The sequence below is a fragment of the Blautia liquoris genome, from assembly GCF_015159595.1.
Classification (GTDB): Bacteria; Bacillota; Clostridia; order Lachnospirales; family Lachnospiraceae; genus Novisyntrophococcus; species Novisyntrophococcus liquoris.
The window spans coordinates 694,449-711,488 of the sequence record NZ_CP063304.1; the positions used below are offsets into that span (position 1 = coordinate 694,449).

The following is a 17,040-nucleotide window of genomic DNA, read 5'->3' on the forward strand; positions in this document are numbered from 1 at the left end:
ATGTATCAGGTACTGCTGTTTGCGGGTACGATTGAGGGCCGTCTTCTCGCAGAATTTTTAAGGACACATCACATAAAAACCAGAGTTTGTGTGGCCACAGAGTATGGCCAAAGTCTGATTGATGGCGATTCGGATATCCATGTCTCCCATGAGAGACTTACAAAAGAGCAGATGGAAGAGCTGATGGACTCCATGCCGGGTGTCCTTGTCGTGGACGCCACGCACCCCTACGCTGCGCTTGTGACGGATAATATCAAGAATGCCGCAGCACACACGGGTTGTGAGTATCTCCGCCTTTTAAGAGCAGGAGAAAGTATGCATGAGAACACAGGCCAGGGTCTGCCTGTTATCTATGTGGATTCTGCCGCGGCTGCCGCCGACTGGCTAAACGGCCGAGAGGGAGCCGTACTGCTTACGACAGGGAGCAAGGAATTGGCCGAATTTACGAAGGTAAACAATTATGAGGAAAGGCTGTATGCCCGGGTTCTTTCTCTTTGGCAGGTTGTGAAAAAGTGTTCAGATCTTGGAATTCAAGGAAAGCACCTGATCTGCATGCAGGGACCATTTTCCGTGGAAATGAACATTGCTCTGATTCGCCAGCATCAGATCCGATATCTTGTCACCAAAGATACTGGGGCCGCGGGAGGGTTTCCGGAAAAGGTACAGGCAGTAAAAGAGACAGGCACTATACTTGTAGTGATAGGCCGGCCGGTAAAGGAGACTGGAAAGTCTCTTCTGGAATGCAAACATAAGCTGTGTGAGCGTTTTCACTTGGGTTCAAACGCACGGATTGCCCTTGTCGGCATCGGAATGGGAAAAAAAGACGGTATGACCTGCGAGGCCAGAAAATGGTGTGAGAACTCTGATCTGCTGATCGGTGCCTCACGTATGCTTGAGGCTGTCGCAGGTGAAAATCAGGATGTTTATCAGGAATACCGCGCCAAAGAGATTGCAGATTATATCCATAAACATCCGGGATATGATCAGATCGCCATTTTGATGTCTGGCGATGTGGGCTTTTACAGCGGAACTAAGAAGTTGCTTGAGCTATTGCCCCAAGATACCAAACTCTTTCCAGGCGTGGCCTCTGTCGTGGATTTTTGTGCAAAAATCAGAGAATCCTGGGATGATGCCGTGATTTTAAGTGCTCACGGGAAGAGATGCAACTTGTTGATGGAGATTATGCAGCATGAAAAAGTGTTTGCAATTCTGGGAGAACGTGGACAGGTAAGCGACCTTTGTGGAAAACTGCACGACTTTGGGATGGACAATGTGGATATCTATGTCGGCGAACGGCTTTCCTATCCGGAGGAACGGATTATAAAAGGCCATCCGGCAGATTTCCTAAAGTTTGTCACAGATCCGCTTGCAGTTATTCTGGTAAAGAACAAACATGCTTTGGCGTGTGTTACGCATGGACTTTTAGATGAGGACTTTATCCGGGAGAAAGTTCCGATGACAAAGGAAGAAGTGCGTGAAGTCGCAGTCTGCAAACTGCATCTGAAACGCGATTCTGTCGTTTATGATATCGGTGCGGGCAGCGGTTCTGTCTCTGTGGAGATGGCCCGTGTGGCATCGAGGGGCAGAGTCTATGCCATCGAGAAGAAGCCAGACGCAGTACAGCTGCTTAAAAAAAACCGTCAAAAGTTCTGTACAGACAATATGGAGATTGTAAAAGGATATGCCCCGGAGATACTTGAAAGTCTTCCTGTTCCGACGCACGCATTTATCGGCGGTTCTTCCGGTAATCTGAGGGAAATTTGTGAATTGCTGCTGAAGAAGAATCCCAAAATCCGTCTGGTTATGACGACGATCACTCTCGAGACACTCACCGAGGCGCTGAGTGTGCTAAAAGATCTGGCGGTAAGTCATCAGGAAATTGTGCAGATGAGCGTTTCAAGATCCGAGGAGATTGGCCGTTATCATATGATGAAGGGCCAGAATCCAATCTACATTGTATCCTGCCAGGGCGAATGCCAGGTAAAGTCCATGGACAGAAAGGAGAATATATGAGCATAGCGAGAATCCTTTTTGCCGCACCAAAGAGCGGAAGCGGGAAAACACTGATCACCTGTGGTATCCTAAATCTTCTGAAACGCCGTGGTCTTGAGGTATCCTCCTTTAAGTGTGGCCCGGACTACATTGATCCCATGTTCCATCAGACAGTACTTGGAATTGCCGGCAGAAATCTGGATCCTTTTTTCACAGACCCGGATACGACCTGTTATCTCTTTGAAAAACATACAAAAGCCTCCCAGATTGCTGTGATGGAAGGTGTGATGGGTTATTACGATGGTCTTGCCGGGACGAAAACAAGGGCAAGCACCTATGATATGGCAAGGATTACCAATACTCCGGTGATTCTTGTGGCAGATGCGAAAGGAGCCAGTGTCTCGCTGGCTGCTTTAATCAAGGGATTTCGGGATTACAGAGAAGACAGCCATATCGAGGGTGTGATCTTAAACCGACTTTCTCCTATGATGTATAGCGGGATGAAGGAACTTATCGAACGTGAGACAGGTATCGCAGTTCTTGGATACGTTCCGGTTTTAGAGGATTTTGGACTCGAGAGCCGCCATCTGGGTCTGATCCTTCCGGGTGAAGTGCCGGAGCTCAAGGAAAACCTGAACAGACTATCCGACACACTCGAAAAAACATGTGATATTGACAGAATGATGAAACTTGCATCCGGTGCGGGCGAAATCACTTTTGACAAAGATAAGATCAGCACAGCCGGACTTTATACATCGAACGTTAAGAACCAAAGAGTGAGAATCGGTCTTGCCAAAGATGAGGCTTTCTGTTTCTTTTATCAGGACAACCTGGAGTTATTGGAAGATCTGGGTGCAGTTCTTGTGCCTTTTTCTTTGATTCATGACCGGAAACTCCCAGATGATCTGGATGGACTATTGCTTTATGGAGGCTATCCGGAATTGTATGCGAGGGAATTAAGTGAGAATAAATCGATGATGGAAAGTGTGAGAACGGCTATTCAAGAGGGTCTTTTGACTGTGGCAGAATGCGGCGGATTCATGTATCTGCACCGTGAGATGGAGGACATGGAAAGACATAGCTGGCCGATGACTGGTGTGATTGACGGAAAAGTCTCTTATACAGGCAGCTTAAGTCGGTTTGGGTATATCACATTAAATGAAGGCAGTGTTTTTGGAGAAAAAATAGGACCGCTTACGGCGCATGAGTTTCATTACTTTGATTCCACAAGCTGCGGTAATTCCTTTCATGCAGATAAACCGGAAAGCAGCCGACACTGGAAGTGCGTTCACAGCACAGATACTCTGTTTGCCGGGTTCCCGCATCTTTATTACTATGGAAATCCCGCATTTGCAAAGAACTTCATAGATCGGTGCCACGAGAGGAGATTAACGTGAGAGACATGATACTTCCGGCTGTGGCGGCAGGATTTTTGCTGGATCTGATCTTTGGAGATCCGCATTTTCTATATCACCCTATACGGCTGATCGGAAAACTCATCGAAAAACTGGAAAGATTTCTGCGGGCTGTATTCCCAAAGAATAAACGTGGAGAGCGCATCGCCGGGTTTTTACTGGTGATCTTTGTGGTCGGAATCAGCACTGCGCTTCCCGAACTCATTCTGCATTTTTTCTATACAAAAGTGAATATCTGGGCATATTTTGCGTTGGAGACGTTCTGGTGTTATCAGCTTTTGGCGACAAAATCTCTGAAGGTGGAAAGCATGAAGGTCTATGACAAGTTAAAGAACGGCACGCTTACAGAGGCAAGACAGGCAGTTTCCATGATTGTGGGACGGGATACGGATGCTTTGGACAGGGAAGGCGTTACGAAGGCGGCGGTCGAAACCGTGGCGGAGAATACGGCGGACGGTATCATTGCCCCGCTGATTTTTATGATGATTGCCGGGGCAGCAGGAGGGTTTTTCTACAAGTCGATCAATACCATGGACTCCATGGTCGCATATAAAAATGATAAATACCGTTATTTTGGTACTCCTGCAGCAAAACTTGATGATGTGGCAAACTTTCTGCCAAGTCGAATCGGCGGACTTTTGATGATTGCCGCAAGTTATCTGCTCGGGATGAACGGGAAACAGGCGAAAAAAATCTTTTTCCGAGACCGCAAAAAACACAGCAGTCCGAACTCCGCGCAGACAGAATCTGTGATGGCAGGGGCACTGGGTGTACAGCTTGCGGGCAATGCCATCTATTTTGGAAAGATGGTGGAAAAGCCTGCGCTGGGGGATCCGCTTTGTGCGGTCAATCCGGAGGATATTGTAAAGGCCTGCCGGCTGTTATATGCGACGGCTGCTCTGGCATTGGTGCTGACTGGAATCATCCGGCTGCTTGTACTATTGATTTTTTGAATCAAAAATGCCGGAATGGGAGTCAATAGATCTGATTGATATCAACAACTTACGCGCAATCGAGAGGGCAAAATGGAGAATTTGATGAAAGAACAGATACACGGCGGGGATGTGTACCGGCACCCGGATGTGCTCGATTTTTCCGCCAATATGAATCCTCTGGGCACGCCGGAATCGGTGATTTTGGCGGCACAGAAAGGAGTAAGAAACATCTGCAATTATCCGGATGTGCAGCAGCACAAATTAAAGACCGCACTGGCAGACTATGAGAATGTGCCATATGGATCATTGATTTGTGGAAATGGTGCGGCTGAGCTGATCTTTACACTTGCCCAGGCGCTGCGTCCGAAGCGGGCTGTGGTGTTGGCACCGACGTTTGCGGAATATGAGCTTGCCTTAAAGAGCGTGGGATGTGAAATGCACCATGTAATGCTTTTTGAGGAAGATGGCTTTGAGTTAAAAAGCGTACAGGGGGTCTGTGATGAAGTCTCAGCCGGGGCAGACCTCGTCTGTCTGTGCAATCCGAATAATCCCACGGGGAAACTAATCAGCCGCAAGATGATTCTTTCTATCTTAAATCACTGCAGAAAACATCATTCGCGTCTGCTGCTGGATGAGTGTTTTAATGATTTCATTGATGATCCGGATACGTATACGCTGAAACATGATTTTTATGAGTATCCGAATCTTTTTCTGCTCAAGGCATTTACAAAGAGATACGCAATGGCAGGCCTTCGGCTTGGTTACGGAATCTGTTCAGATGTCGGTCTTCTCGACCGCATGGGAAGATGCGTACAGCCATGGAACATCTCTATACCGGCACAGGAGGCGGGAACGGCAGCGTTAATGGAAAAGGATTATGAAAAAAGGGCACGCTTACTGATCCGCACAGAGAGGGAATGGCTGAAGGGGGAACTGAGAAACGCAGGGCTTACGGTATATGATTCAAAGGCAAATTATATCTTTTTTAAGGGACCGGAAGACCTGGGCAGGCACTGCCTTGAGAATAAGGTTATGATTCGTGACTGCAGCAACTATGCCGGTCTTGCGAAGGGATATTACCGGATTGCCGTAAAACGGCATGAGGAGAATGAACAGCTGATCAGGGCGATTGGGAGGTAGAGGATATGGCGAAGGCGATTATGATTCAGGGCACGATGTCGAATGCGGGCAAGAGCCTGATTGCGGCAGGATTGTGCAGAATATTTAAACAGGATGGGTACAAAGTGGCACCATTTAAATCTCAGAACATGGCCTTGAATTCTTTTATCACAAAAGAGGGTCTCGAGATGGGGCGGGCACAGGTGATGCAGGCGGAGGCGGCGGGAATCGAGCCTTCGGTTGATATGAACCCGATTCTGTTAAAGCCCACGAACGACACCGGTTCGCAGGTGATTGTAAACGGAGAAGTTCGCGGCAACATGAGCGCGAGGGATTATTTCAAATATAAAAAACAGCTTTTCTGCGATGTCATGAAGGCTTACCAAAAACTCGATGAACAATATGATATCATTGTGATCGAGGGTGCGGGAAGTCCTGCTGAGATCAATCTGAAGGAAGATGATATCGTGAATATGGGCATGGCAAAGCGTGCGCATGCGCCGGTTCTTCTGGTCGGCGATATTGACCGGGGCGGCGTGTTCGCTCAACTGGTCGGAACGGTTATGCTTTTGGACGATGAGGAAAGAGACATGATCAAAGGGCTGATCATCAATAAATTTCGCGGGGACAAGAGCATTCTGGATCCGGGAGTGGAGATGCTCGAGAAACGCGCGGGGAAGCAGGTTGTCGGCGTTGCACCTTATCTCGATGTTTCGCTGGAAGATGAAGACAGTCTGACCGAACGGTTCGAGGGAAATCAAGAAGTGGGGTTGATCGACATCGCGGTGATCCGTGTTCCGAGAATCTCGAATTTTACGGATTTCAATCCTTTTGAGCGTATGCCCGGGGTGTCCCTTCGGTATGTGACAACTGTAAACGGGCTGAAGAATCCGGATATGATTATTCTGCCCGGGACTAAAAATACAATGGGAGACCTTCTGTGGATGCGTCAGAACGGCCTTGAGGCGGCAATCCTTAAAAAAGCGGCGGCTAAAACAGTAATCTTCGGGGTCTGTGGCGGCTATCAGATGCTGGGTGAGATACTTTCGGATCCTTATGGAGTGGAGCAAAAGGGTACGATGCGTGGTATGGGTCTGCTCCCCATTGAAACCGTATTTACCAAACAAAAAACTAGAACTCGCGTTTCCGGTTCCTTTTCGAAAATTGAAGGACCGCTTTTTGGCCTGCATGGAGTACAGCTTGCGGGTTATGAGATTCATATGGGGGATACGACGCTTTTGGAGGGAGCCAGAGCGCTTACCAGTATCCGTGACACGAACGCGGATAATTCCGGAGAAAAGGCTGATGGAGCCTTTATGGGTCAGATCTATGGGAGCTATGTACATGGTATCTTCGACAAGGAAGAAGTCTCTGACCGGATTGTACAAGCACTTGGGAAAAAGAAGGGAATTGACACCAGTGAGATGACGGGTGTTGATTATCAGACATTCAAGGAGAGTCAGTACGAGCTTTTGGCCGATGGCCTTCGAAAGAATCTGGATATGGAGCAGATTTATCAGATTTTAAATGACGGACTATGATTACAGCAGCGATCAGGGATTATTTATTTCGTGCTTGTATGAGAAAGGATAATTATGGAGGTTAAGGTGGAATTGGAAAATGTAAGGCCTGTGGATATCGAGAAGCGAAGCTTTGAGATTATCACAAGAGAACTGGGAGAAAGAAAACTCCCAAAAGATCAGGAACTGATTATAAAAAGATGTATCCATACGAGTGCAGATTTTGACTATGCAGATAACCTCTGCTTTTCGGATGGTGTGGTAAAAAAAGCGATGGATGCATTAAAACATGGGGCGAACATCGTGACCGATACGCAAATGGCAAGAGCCGGAATCAACAAACGATCCCTTAAAAGACTTGGCGGGGAAGTATACTGCTTTATGTCCGATGAGGATGTGGCGGTGAAAGCGAAAGAACTTGACGTGACCAGAGCCCATGTCAGTATGGAGAAGGCTGCTTGTCTTGAAGGTTCGCTGATCTTCGCCATTGGAAATGCACCGACGGCACTTGTGCGCCTGTATGAATTGATTGAAGAGGGCAGAATTCATCCGGAACTTGTCATCGGTGTTCCTGTGGGATTCGTAAATGTTGTCCAGTCGAAGGAACTGATTATGAAGGCTGACACTCCTTATATTGTGGCAAGAGGCAGAAAAGGAGGAAGCAACATCGCGGCGTGTATCGTGAATGCACTGCTCTATCAGATCAGCAATGATCGAAGCTGAATCGGTTTACCAGAACGGATCTGCCTGTCTGCACATAAACCGGTACATTCATACATAGATCTTATAATAAAACGATGATACCACGGATCGCTCCGCACGGATCTTTTGTTCCTGGTATCATACAGATTGTGTGAGAATCAAAGCCTATGAGAAATAAGAGAGAAGATATCACATTCGATGCGAGCAGCCTGTATACTTATGAGAAGATGCGGCGAGATCTATATATGTTTGAAGCTTGTTTTCCACATATGGCTCTTAATACGGCAGGAATTTCACTTGATGGGCGGGATATCTATGAAGTCATTGTTGGAAATAGAGATGCTAAAAGGCACATTCTGATTCAGGCTTCCATACACGGCCGGGAGTATATCAATACCCTTCTTGCCATGAGACAGCTGAAAAGTTTTCTCGAACAGGAAGAGCCGATGAATGAGGTGTGTTTTCACATCCTTCCTATGACGAACCCAGATGGTGTTACAATCTCTCAGAGAGGCCCCGGGGCAATTCGGAAACCAAAGTTAAGATCCAGGCTTCAAAGGTGCTGCAAAAAGGATTTCAAATCAATAAAAGCCGGTAACGAAGGGACAGTGATTCCGGAATCAAAATATGACGAATATTGGAAGAGATGGAAGGCGAATGCGAGAGGAGTTGACCTGAACCGAAACTTTGACAGTGGATGGCAGGCCTTTCAGGGAACTGCATATGCCTCCTGTGAGCAGTACAAAGGGGCGTTTCCGGCATCGGAACCGGAAGTGCAGGCGATCTTAAAGGTAGAAGCCGAGAATCCTGTTGTGTGTACAATCTCTTACCACTCGTCCGGTCCGGTCATCTACTGGGATTACGGAAGTACAGGGGACGTACGGCTGGCAGATCAAAGCTTGGCTGACTTTGTTTCGAAGGTAACAGGATATGAAAAAGAGTCCACGATCTTAAGTGAACTCGATGCCGCAGGATGCAGTGATTATTTTGTCCTTGAGAAGAGAATTCCATCTGTCACCATAGAAAATGGGGAAGGAGAATGTCCGATCTCATATGAAGAATTCGATGCAATCTGGAGTGCAAACCAAAAGTTATGGCCTCTGCTTGCCAGATATGTCTGTGAATATAAAGGATAGACAATGATCCAGGCCTCGAACAGAGCAATCCTTACGGATGTGCCCTTTTCGGGGCTTTTTCTCTCATTGCCTCTTTTATATGACTGATCAGAAGGTTTCGGATCTCTTTATACTCTCCTAATCCTTTTAAGACGCAGGTTACAGCGTAGCCCTCGGCTTCGAAGCGACTCTTCCAGGAATCAGGATTATCACCTGCCATATCGTTGTTGGCATGGTCGCCTGCCACAATCATAAAGGGAGCGAGAATGACCCGTCTGGGCTGATATTCACGGATCATGTTCAGAAGAGAATCCATGCCTGGATAAGATTCCACGGTACCCAGGAAGATGTTGGGATATCCGCTGTCTTTAAACGTATAGTCCAGTGCCGCATAGATGGAATTCGCATAGTGCGTGGTTCCATGCCCCATCAAAACCAGCACTTCATCTTTGCTCAGATCTGGGAATTCATCTACAATTGCATGAATTAAACACTCATTATCCTTAAAACTTGTAAGGACAGGTGTTCCGAAACGAATCGAAGAAAATTGTGGCGAGAAGGAAAGTGCCTCTTCCGTCATAATCTCGTTTTCGATTCCGTTGATCACATGAGTCGGCTGTACGATGACGTCTGTGATGCCGTCTGCCAACATTCGTTCAAACGCTTCTTTTACGGTATCATAGTGGATGCCGTCCCTTTTTTTGATCTTAGATAATATCATCTTGCTGGTCCATGCCCGATAAATATGATAGTCCGGGTAAGTATCTGCGATGTCTTTTTCAATCGCATCAATTGTGACTTTTCTTGTGCTGTCATAGCTGGTACCAAAACTCACAACTAGAATTGCCCGTTTTGGTGCTGCATTGTTTTGTATGGCATGAAAACCAGAAGAGTTTCCGGAAGCAGCGGCAAAGGGAATTTCTGAGATATACTGTTCCAAGGCATCCAGATTGTGCGGAACAGGAAGTGTTGTCTTAAGTATTCCTTTTTGACAGAGACTGTCAAAGAGCAAGAGTGCTGCAGGGGCAGTCAGATTGGTCTCATCGAGAGCTCTTTTATTGGAGAAAACCTCTACAGGTGTTCCCTGCATCAGGACCTTTCCATCTTTGAAGAGAACAATCTCATCAGCCCACTCGAAAGCATAATTCACATCGTGGGTTGCCATCATGACGGTAATCCCTTTTTTCGTCATCTGTTCTACGGCATGATTGACGAGTGCTGTATGTTTCGGATCTAGTGCGGAGGAAGGCTCGTCCAGGATGATAACTTCCGGGTGCATAACCAGGATGTCTGCGATGGACACCTGTTTTTTTTGCCCTCCGGACAGTGCATGAGTCGGTTTGCTCCGATACGGTGTGATCTCCATCTCGTCGATGATGGCTTCCACTTCTTCTTTGGCTGTTTCTTCGCTGACGCCCATATTTAGAATGCCAAACGAGATTTCCTGATAGACACTTGCGGAAAAAAGCTGATTGTCGGGATCTTGAAAGACAATACCGACATTTTTGCGGAGATCTAAGAGTCCTTTTCTGGTATAATCCACTGGTTTTCCATCGTAATACAAGGTACCGGAGGAAGGTTTGTGGATTCCGTTGCAGCAGAGGAAGAAGGTCGACTTGCCAGAGCCATTGGCACCCATAAATGCTATCTTTTTTCCCTTTTGAATCTCAAGCGAGAGTCCATTTAGGGAGTGTGTCTTTTCATCATCATAGGAAAAGTACAAGTCATCGGCTTTTAGAATTACATCATTTTCTCTCATCGTATTCTCCAGATCATTAGTAATATCAATAGCAGTTCATATAGAATCAGCAAAAGGAGTTCAGAACTCTTTGCCGGATAATTTTCAGTTAATACATGAATTGTCCCGTCATAACAACGTGCTTCCATGGAATCATATAGGGCGTCTGATTTTTTCATGGCCCGTATAAACAGTGCGGATCCGAGTGATCCAAAAGATTTGCAGGACGTTTTAAAGTTGCGATTTCCCAGCCGCGAATTCTGTGAAGTTGTAATCGCAGAGGCAACATCCGTCAGCACGAAGATGAAACGGTAGATCAGCAACATCAATTCAATAAACAATGCGGGGAGTTTCAGCTTTCGAAGCTGGGTCAGAATATCGGTCATCGGTGTATTCAAAGACAGAAAATAGAGGCAGGACACACTGGCAAGAGCTGTCAGTATCAGAGAAATTCCCTGGTGAAGTCCTGCATGGCTTCCGGTGATGAAGTAACTTCCGATGGGTATGGCATAAGCATCCAGTGGGGTCCTGCTGATATTTACAAGGATTGCGATGGTAGACAGGAGAAGAAAGGCCAGAGGAATTCCCATAAGCCTGAGAAACCGGCGCATAAGAACTCCTCCGCGGCAGACACAAAGCCAGGTGTTGACACCGATCACAATGCAGGAGATTAGTGCGGAACGGCTGATGATGCATAAAATAAGTGTGGTGATGCTGTATGCAAGTTTTACCCCCGCGTTGACATATCGAAGTTTTGACTGATAACAAAGTTTATCAATAATCATAGTCTGCCCCTTTCCATGGTAATTACAGATCCTGATCTTCTTTGCCCAGCTTTTTGCGCTCCACAAGACGGCCCATGCAGTATGCGATGATGCCGACACCGATTCCGGTCTGGAGACAGAATAAAAGACTTTCTACTTCACCTGGGAGTTCACCACCGATAATTTTTTCAAGAATCGGCTCAGCCCATGGCTCATAGCTGCTGTCAACTTCTGCCACTACTTCGCTTCCGGCATCATCAGATCCGCCGAACTCGGCGCCTTTTAAAGCAAACAGTGGAACGAATGCGATCAGTATGGCCACAATCAGCAGAATCACTACAAGTTTGGTATTTTTTTTCTCTTTCATCAGATTAAGCCTCCTTCATAAAACCGATGGATTTCAGTTCTTTTTTCGCATATGTTTCCAGGCCGATGATGATCAGGACGGTGATGATTCCTTCGAGGATCGCAAGCGGGACCTGGGTAGGTGCGAAAACAGCCAAAAATTTCACAGCGGATGCCGGGACGCCTCCGGCCTCTGACGGATGAGCCAGTGCCAGCTGGAAAGCTGTAATACAGTATGTAAAGAGATCCCCTAAAGTGGCTGCAAGGAAGATGGAGACCAGCTTATTGACTTTGAGTTTCATGCAAAGCTTATAGATTCCATAAGAGAGGAACGGTCCTGCGATTGCCATGGAGAACGTGTTGGCACCGAGTGTTGTAAGGCCTCCGTGTGCCAGAAGAATTGCCTGGAACACAAGTACGATGATTCCCAGTATGCTGACAGCGGCAGGTCCGAAAAGAATCGCTCCGAGGCCCGTTCCGGTCATGTGAGAGCAGCTTCCGGTTACAGACGGAATCTTCAGTGATGATATCACGAAGATGAAAGCTCCGGCCATTGCCAGAATTGTAAGGGCACGCCGATTGGTATTCAGCGTATTTTTGATGGAAAAAAATCCTGCAACAAAGAAAGGAATACAGATAACCCCCCATACAATACAATAGACCGGGGGAAGGTATCCTTCCATAATGTGCATCGCATTCGCAGCCGGTATGATACCAAAGCTGATCGCCAGTGCGGCAGCAAGCGCCACAAGTTTCTTTTGTTTCTTGTTCATAATTACTCCTTTCATTTTTACGTATACCCCCCTATTATCTTTTTGTGCATGAAAAAAACGCCTCATCATGCTTCCGTTTTTATATTATGAAGGGCGTACAGACGGCCGGGTATACAAAAAAGCCGCCTTACGAGATGCCATCACTCGTGACACCGCGTAAATCTCATACAAAAGGCAGGTCTTCTGGCTTAAGTCATATCATCTGTCTCCTTCCCGGTTACCCAGTGGATCTATTGACAGGATACTTTGCGCATGAGCGCAAAGGACTATCACAGCGGCGTGACCGCGGGGGAATCATACCCCTACTTCCCTATTATCCTATGAAAATGAAAAACACAGGCTCCTTTTGCATTCAATTGTAACAAAATTATAAAGCTTATATGAGTAAAAGTCAATGTGAAATATACAAGAGCTCAAAGTTGTGAGCTCCATGTTTGCATGAAAATGCATAAGTAAATTTCGCAAAAGAGAGAAAAGAGAGTTTAGAATTTAAACAAAGTGTGTTATGATAAGTGCTGTAAATACGATGGAGGAATTGAAGATGAGTGTACAAATGGTCGGCATTGATTATCATCGCGCCGATGTGGATATACGAGCTGCTTTTTCATTTACGAAAAAAAATGCCGGTGAGGCCATGAAATATCTGACAGAAAAGTCCGTAGTATCCGGATGCGTGATTATATCTACCTGCAACCGCATGGAGTTGTGGGTTAATACAGCACAAGACGAGTGCATCTCTCTGGCAGATGAATTGTGTGAATTAAAGGGAGTATCAAGAAAAGAGTATGACTGCTATTTTGAACAGCGCAGTGGGGATAACGCAATAAGACACCTCTTTCGTCTGGCCTGTGGCTTGGATTCCATGATCCTTGCAGAAGATCAGATTGTGTCACAGGTGAAAGACGCTCTATCTATTGCGAGAGAAAATTACTGCACAGATAATGTACTCGAGGTGCTTTTCAGGAAAGCAGTGACTGCTGCCAAAAAGGTGAAAAGCAGAGTGACTTTTACCCATGGAAATGCAACAGCAGTAAGTCGTGCGGTGGATATGTTGAAATCTCAGGGATACCATTTTAAGAACAAGCGCTGCATGGTTATCGGAAATGGCGAGATGGGCAGAATTTCGGCCTCGACATTAAGAGAGGAAGGTGCCGCCGTCACGGTTACTGTGCGTCAGTACAGAAGCGGAGTGGTACAGATTCCTGCCGGCTGCAATAGAATTAATTACGGCGAGAGGATGGAACTTTTGCCCCGATGCGATCTGGTGGTGAGCGCTACAGCGAGCCCGAATTACACAATACGAAGGGAACTATTTGATCAGAATGGGAAGATGGATCATCCGATTTATGTCATTGATCTTGCGGTTCCGCGGGACGTTGAGCCAGAAGTGGGAGAGATTGAGAATATTACATTATATGACATCGATGATTTCAAGATTACTGCACAGGATGCAAACCGTGAGGCAATCATTCGGGCAGAGAAGATTCTGGATGAGGAGATGGAAGATTTCTTTAACTGGTATAACTGCAGAGATCTGATTCCAAGAATACAGAAACTGCAGGAAGAGGCAGTCAAAGACCTGAACCTTCGGATCAGCAAAAAAATGCATAAATCATCCCTTGAGGAGATAGAACAACAGCTTCTGCTGGAGCAGATTGATGTCTCTGCAGGAAAAGTTGTGGGTAAGATGATGTTCGGACTTCGTGATCATCTTGAAAATGATTGTTTCCGGGAATGTCTGGACGGACTGGAGAAATTATATGAGTGAGAACAAAGCATTCTTCCCTATGTTTATCGATCTTACGGATAAGAGAATTCTGGTGATTGGAGCCGGTAAGATTGCTGTACGCAGGATCAGGACATTACTTTTGTTCACGGAGCAAGTAGAGGTGACGGCTCGAAAATTTCTGCCGGAAATACAGGAACTTGCTGCGAAAGGGAAGGTTAAAGTTGTCGAAAGCACATTCGGTGAAGAACTTATGGACGGGGTCTTTATGGTTCTGGCTTGTACGGATGACAAAAGGCTTAACAGTCAGATCTGTGCCACTGCAAAGAAAAGAAATATCCTTTCCAATAACTGCAGTGATCAGACGGAGTGCGATTTTTTCTTTCCGTCTGTAATTAAGAAAGACGAGTTGGTTATCGGCATCAATGCCGGCGGAACAGATCATAAAAAAGTAAAAGAAGTAAGAAGGAAGATAGAGAGGATCACGGGATATAATGAAGCAGATTACAATCGGCACCAGAAAGAGTACACTGGCACTGATACAAAGCGAGATGGTAAAAAAGTACATAGAGGATCACAATCCGGAAGTTGAAGTGAGACTTCTGAAGATGAAGACAACCGGAGACAAGATATTGGATCGCCGCCTGGACCAGGTGGGCGGAAAAGGTCTCTTTGTAAAGGAACTGGATAAGGCACTTCTCGATTCGAGAAGCGATCTGTCCGTACATAGTCTGAAAGATCTGCCCATGGAGGTATCCGATAAACTTCCTGTTCTTGCCTATTCAAAGAGAGCGGATCCAAGAGATGCCCTGGTTCTTCCGATAGGGGCGTCAGAGCTGGATTTGTCGAAGCCGATTGGAACCTCAAGCAGACGACGCATTGTACAGCTTGCAGTGCTCTATCCCGAAGCGAGATTCGAGAGTGTCCGGGGAAATGTTCAGACGAGACTGAACAAGTTGGATGCCGGAGAATATGGCGGTCTGGTACTGGCGGCGGCGGGTCTTAAAAGACTGGGGCTCGACAATAGGATTAGCCGATACTATGAACCGGAGGAGATTCTTCCGGCAGCGGGGCAGGGAATTCTTGCGGTACAGGGAAGGGCTGGTGAATGTTACGACTATCTGAAGGGGTTTGCCGATGAAGCAGGTACCTTCGCGGCACAAAGTGAGCGAAGCTTTGTACGGGAATTAGATGGGGGTTGTTCTTCCCCAATTGCTGCATTTGCAAGGGTCAGAGATAGTCAGATCTATCTGACAGGTCTGTACTGCGATGAGGAGATGAAAGATGTAAGGAAAGGCGAGATCAGCGGACCGGCAGATATGGCCTGTGAACTTGGGATCCGTCTAGCGAAGAGATTGAGAGAAGAGGTGTGATATGAGCGAGGGAAAAGTATGGCTGGTAGGTGCAGGTCCCGGAGATGCGGGACTTCTCACTAAAAAGGCAGAAAGTGTGTTGAAAGGTGCGGATGTTGTCGTATACGACCGGCTAGTCGGTGACGGGATACTTACGATGATTCCAGAGAGTGCTAGGATGATCGACGTGGGGAAAAATGCCGGCCATCACACGAAACAGCAGGAGGAAATCAATCAGATTCTCCTTTTGGAAGCACAGAAGGGTAATCTGGTTGTAAGGCTGAAGGGAGGAGATCCTTTTCTCTTTGGAAGAGGCGGTGAGGAGCTTGAACTTCTGATTGAACATGGCATCCCCTTTGAGATTATCCCCGGAGTGCCTTCTCCGATCGCGGTGCCTGCCTATAACGGGATACCAGTGACACACAGAGATTACTGTTCTTCGGTGCATTTCATTACAGGTCACAAAAAGGCTGGTGAAGAATACGATATTGATTTTGATGCTCTGGTAAGAACAAAGGGGACGCTGGTGTTCCTGATGGGTCTTGGCGCACTCGATGACATCTGCAGGGGACTTCTGGATGCGAAGATAGATCCCGGTATGCCTGCATCTGTCCTGCAGCAGGGGACCACAGCCGGACAAAAAAGAGTTGTGGCCACAGTTTCCACACTTTCGGATGCAGTCAGACGAGAGAAAATTGAGACACCGGCCCTGATCGTGGTCGGAAAAGTGTGCGAACTTTCAAAAAAGTTTGAATGGTATGAGAAACTTCCGCTGTCAGGGTGCAAAGTGGTAATCACCCGCCCGGGAGGAAAAAATTCAAGGTCAGCGGAAAAGCTGAGACGTCAGGGAGCAGAAGTTCTCGAACTTCCGGCGATCCGGACCGAAGTGATCCCAGACAATCAAAGACTTTTGCAATGTATTCAAAATGTGAAAAGTTATCAGTGGATTGCTTTTACAAGTACCACTGGGGTGCGTATTTTCTTTGAAGCAATGGCAAAAGAGCACTGTGATATCAGGAATCTGATGCAATGTCGGTTTGCAGCCGTTGGAAGAGCCACTAAGAAGGCGCTTGCACAGTGCGGATTTTTTGCCGATTTGGTTCCGGAGGGTTCTGACGGTGCCTCTCTTGGAGAAGAACTTGCGAAAGTCTGTGGACCATATGATAAGATTCTTCTTCCGAGAGCAGAGGCCGGAGGTCATGAGATTCTCGATGAGATTGGGAAGAGAAAAGATCTTGTCGTGGATGATGTTTCGATTTATACCACAACATACAAAAGATCAGGCTATCTGGATGAACGAAGACTCTTCGAGACGGGGAAGATTGACTGTGCGGTCTTCACCAGTGCCTCCACGGTAAAAGGATTTGTGGAAGCGACGCAAGGGTTAGATTATACTCTTGTGACCGCTGCCTGTATCGGAAAACAGACGAAAGCGGCCGCAGACGCCTGTGGTATGAAAACCTTTATGTCTGACAAGGCTACTATGGACAGCCTTGTCGATTTGGTGATAGAATTAAAAAAGAACAATCAGAAAGGAAGTTAAC

15 protein-coding genes and 1 riboswitch are annotated in these 17,040 nt (G+C 46.7%); of the genes, 11 read left to right on the top strand and 4 right to left on the bottom strand.

Annotated features, from left to right (window positions below):
- The 7 genes from cobK to INP51_RS03215 all read left to right on the top strand — a co-directional run bounded on the left by cobK (position 1) and on the right by INP51_RS03215 (position 8,819).
- A complete protein-coding gene (gene cobK, locus INP51_RS03185; RefSeq protein ID WP_193736301.1) occupies positions 1-2,013 on the top strand; it encodes a precorrin-6A reductase in 2,013 nt (670 codons plus the stop codon).
- Positions 2,010-3,389 (top strand): cobyrinate a,c-diamide synthase, encoded by a 1,380-nt coding sequence (locus INP51_RS03190; protein WP_193736302.1) that lies wholly within the window; start codon positions 2,010-2,012, stop codon positions 3,387-3,389. Before cobK ends, INP51_RS03190 begins: the two co-directional genes overlap by 4 nt.
- Positions 3,390-3,394: 5 nt before the next feature.
- The gene (cbiB, locus tag INP51_RS03195) at positions 3,395-4,360 is read left to right on the top strand and encodes an adenosylcobinamide-phosphate synthase CbiB (RefSeq protein ID WP_193737224.1); all 966 of its coding nucleotides are present in this window, start codon (positions 3,395-3,397) and stop codon (positions 4,358-4,360) included.
- A gap of 84 nt (positions 4,361-4,444) precedes the next feature.
- Positions 4,445-5,482, top strand: coding sequence for a pyridoxal phosphate-dependent aminotransferase (locus INP51_RS03200; RefSeq protein ID WP_193736303.1), 1,038 nt, complete (start codon positions 4,445-4,447; stop codon positions 5,480-5,482).
- Positions 5,483-5,487: 5 nt separating this feature from the next.
- Entirely contained in the window at positions 5,488-7,002 is a 1,515-nt protein-coding gene (locus INP51_RS03205) for a cobyric acid synthase (protein WP_193736304.1), read from the top strand.
- 54 nt (positions 7,003-7,056) lie between these two features.
- Positions 7,057-7,704: a precorrin-8X methylmutase gene (locus INP51_RS03210; protein ID WP_193736305.1), complete on the top strand. Its 648-nt coding sequence runs from the start codon at positions 7,057-7,059 to the stop codon at positions 7,702-7,704.
- A gap of 146 nt (positions 7,705-7,850) precedes the next feature.
- On the top strand, positions 7,851-8,819 hold the full coding sequence (locus INP51_RS03215) for a M14 family zinc carboxypeptidase (protein WP_193736306.1): 969 nt from the start codon (positions 7,851-7,853) through the stop codon (positions 8,817-8,819).
- A 31-nt stretch (positions 8,820-8,850) separates the two neighbouring features.
- On the opposite strand, the gene INP51_RS16590 is transcribed toward INP51_RS03215, so the two are convergent.
- The 4 genes from INP51_RS16590 to INP51_RS03235 are packed head-to-tail and all read right to left on the bottom strand — an operon-like array spanning position 8,851 to position 12,418.
- Entirely contained in the window at positions 8,851-10,557 is a 1,707-nt protein-coding gene (locus INP51_RS16590) for a sirohydrochlorin cobaltochelatase (protein ID WP_193736307.1), read from the bottom strand.
- Positions 10,554-11,321: a cobalt ECF transporter T component CbiQ gene (cbiQ, locus tag INP51_RS03225; protein ID WP_193736308.1), complete on the bottom strand. Its 768-nt coding sequence runs from the start codon at positions 11,319-11,321 to the stop codon at positions 10,554-10,556. The genes INP51_RS16590 and cbiQ overlap by 4 nt, the downstream gene beginning before the upstream one ends.
- A gap of 22 nt (positions 11,322-11,343) precedes the next feature.
- Positions 11,344-11,667, bottom strand: a complete 324-nt coding sequence (locus INP51_RS03230) for an energy-coupling factor ABC transporter substrate-binding protein (protein WP_193736309.1) — start codon at positions 11,665-11,667, stop codon at positions 11,344-11,346.
- Between the two features lie 4 nt (positions 11,668-11,671).
- Positions 11,672-12,418, bottom strand: a complete 747-nt coding sequence (locus INP51_RS03235; protein ID WP_193736310.1) for an energy-coupling factor ABC transporter permease — start codon at positions 12,416-12,418, stop codon at positions 11,672-11,674.
- Positions 12,419-12,574: 156 nt separating this feature from the next.
- Positions 12,575-12,780, bottom strand: a riboswitch (cobalamin riboswitch).
- A 179-nt stretch (positions 12,781-12,959) separates the two neighbouring features.
- Between INP51_RS03235 and hemA the strand changes: the two genes are divergently transcribed.
- Genes hemA through cobA form a run of 4 tightly spaced genes read left to right on the top strand, consistent with a single transcriptional unit; the run spans position 12,960 to position 17,039 of the window.
- Complete coding sequence (hemA, locus tag INP51_RS03240; protein ID WP_193736311.1) at positions 12,960-14,186, top strand: glutamyl-tRNA reductase; 1,227 nt, start codon at positions 12,960-12,962, stop codon at positions 14,184-14,186.
- Positions 14,179-14,736, top strand: coding sequence for a precorrin-2 dehydrogenase/sirohydrochlorin ferrochelatase family protein (locus tag INP51_RS03245; protein ID WP_193736312.1), 558 nt, complete (start codon positions 14,179-14,181; stop codon positions 14,734-14,736). The genes hemA and INP51_RS03245 overlap by 8 nt, the downstream gene beginning before the upstream one ends.
- The gene (gene hemC, locus INP51_RS03250) at positions 14,639-15,517 is read left to right on the top strand and encodes a hydroxymethylbilane synthase (RefSeq protein ID WP_193736313.1); all 879 of its coding nucleotides are present in this window, start codon (positions 14,639-14,641) and stop codon (positions 15,515-15,517) included. The genes INP51_RS03245 and hemC overlap by 98 nt, the downstream gene beginning before the upstream one ends.
- A 1-nt stretch (position 15,518) precedes the next feature.
- Positions 15,519-17,039, top strand: a complete 1,521-nt coding sequence (gene cobA, locus INP51_RS03255) for a uroporphyrinogen-III C-methyltransferase (protein ID WP_193736314.1) — start codon at positions 15,519-15,521, stop codon at positions 17,037-17,039.
- The last annotated feature ends 1 nt before the right edge of the window (position 17,040 follow it).

Coding starts and splice junctions, on each gene's coding strand:
- cobK (WP_193736301.1), top strand. CDS start 1: ATGTATCAGGTACTGCTGTTTGCGGGTACGATTGAGGGCCGTCTTCTC.
- INP51_RS03190 (WP_193736302.1), top strand. CDS start 2,010: ATGAGCATAGCGAGAATCCTTTTTGCCGCACCAAAGAGCGGAAGCGGG.
- cbiB (WP_193737224.1), top strand. CDS start 3,395: ATGATACTTCCGGCTGTGGCGGCAGGATTTTTGCTGGATCTGATCTTT.
- INP51_RS03200 (WP_193736303.1), top strand. CDS start 4,445: ATGAAAGAACAGATACACGGCGGGGATGTGTACCGGCACCCGGATGTG.
- INP51_RS03205 (WP_193736304.1), top strand. CDS start 5,488: ATGGCGAAGGCGATTATGATTCAGGGCACGATGTCGAATGCGGGCAAG.
- INP51_RS03210 (WP_193736305.1), top strand. CDS start 7,057: ATGGAGGTTAAGGTGGAATTGGAAAATGTAAGGCCTGTGGATATCGAG.
- INP51_RS03215 (WP_193736306.1), top strand. CDS start 7,851: ATGAGAAATAAGAGAGAAGATATCACATTCGATGCGAGCAGCCTGTAT.
- INP51_RS16590 (WP_193736307.1), bottom strand. CDS start 10,557: ATGAGAGAAAATGATGTAATTCTAAAAGCCGATGACTTGTACTTTTCC.
- cbiQ (WP_193736308.1), bottom strand. CDS start 11,321: ATGATTATTGATAAACTTTGTTATCAGTCAAAACTTCGATATGTCAAC.
- INP51_RS03230 (WP_193736309.1), bottom strand. CDS start 11,667: ATGAAAGAGAAAAAAAATACCAAACTTGTAGTGATTCTGCTGATTGTG.
- INP51_RS03235 (WP_193736310.1), bottom strand. CDS start 12,418: ATGAACAAGAAACAAAAGAAACTTGTGGCGCTTGCTGCCGCACTGGCG.
- hemA (WP_193736311.1), top strand. CDS start 12,960: ATGAGTGTACAAATGGTCGGCATTGATTATCATCGCGCCGATGTGGAT.
- INP51_RS03245 (WP_193736312.1), top strand. CDS start 14,179: ATGAGTGAGAACAAAGCATTCTTCCCTATGTTTATCGATCTTACGGAT.
- hemC (WP_193736313.1), top strand. CDS start 14,639: ATGAAGCAGATTACAATCGGCACCAGAAAGAGTACACTGGCACTGATA.
- cobA (WP_193736314.1), top strand. CDS start 15,519: ATGAGCGAGGGAAAAGTATGGCTGGTAGGTGCAGGTCCCGGAGATGCG.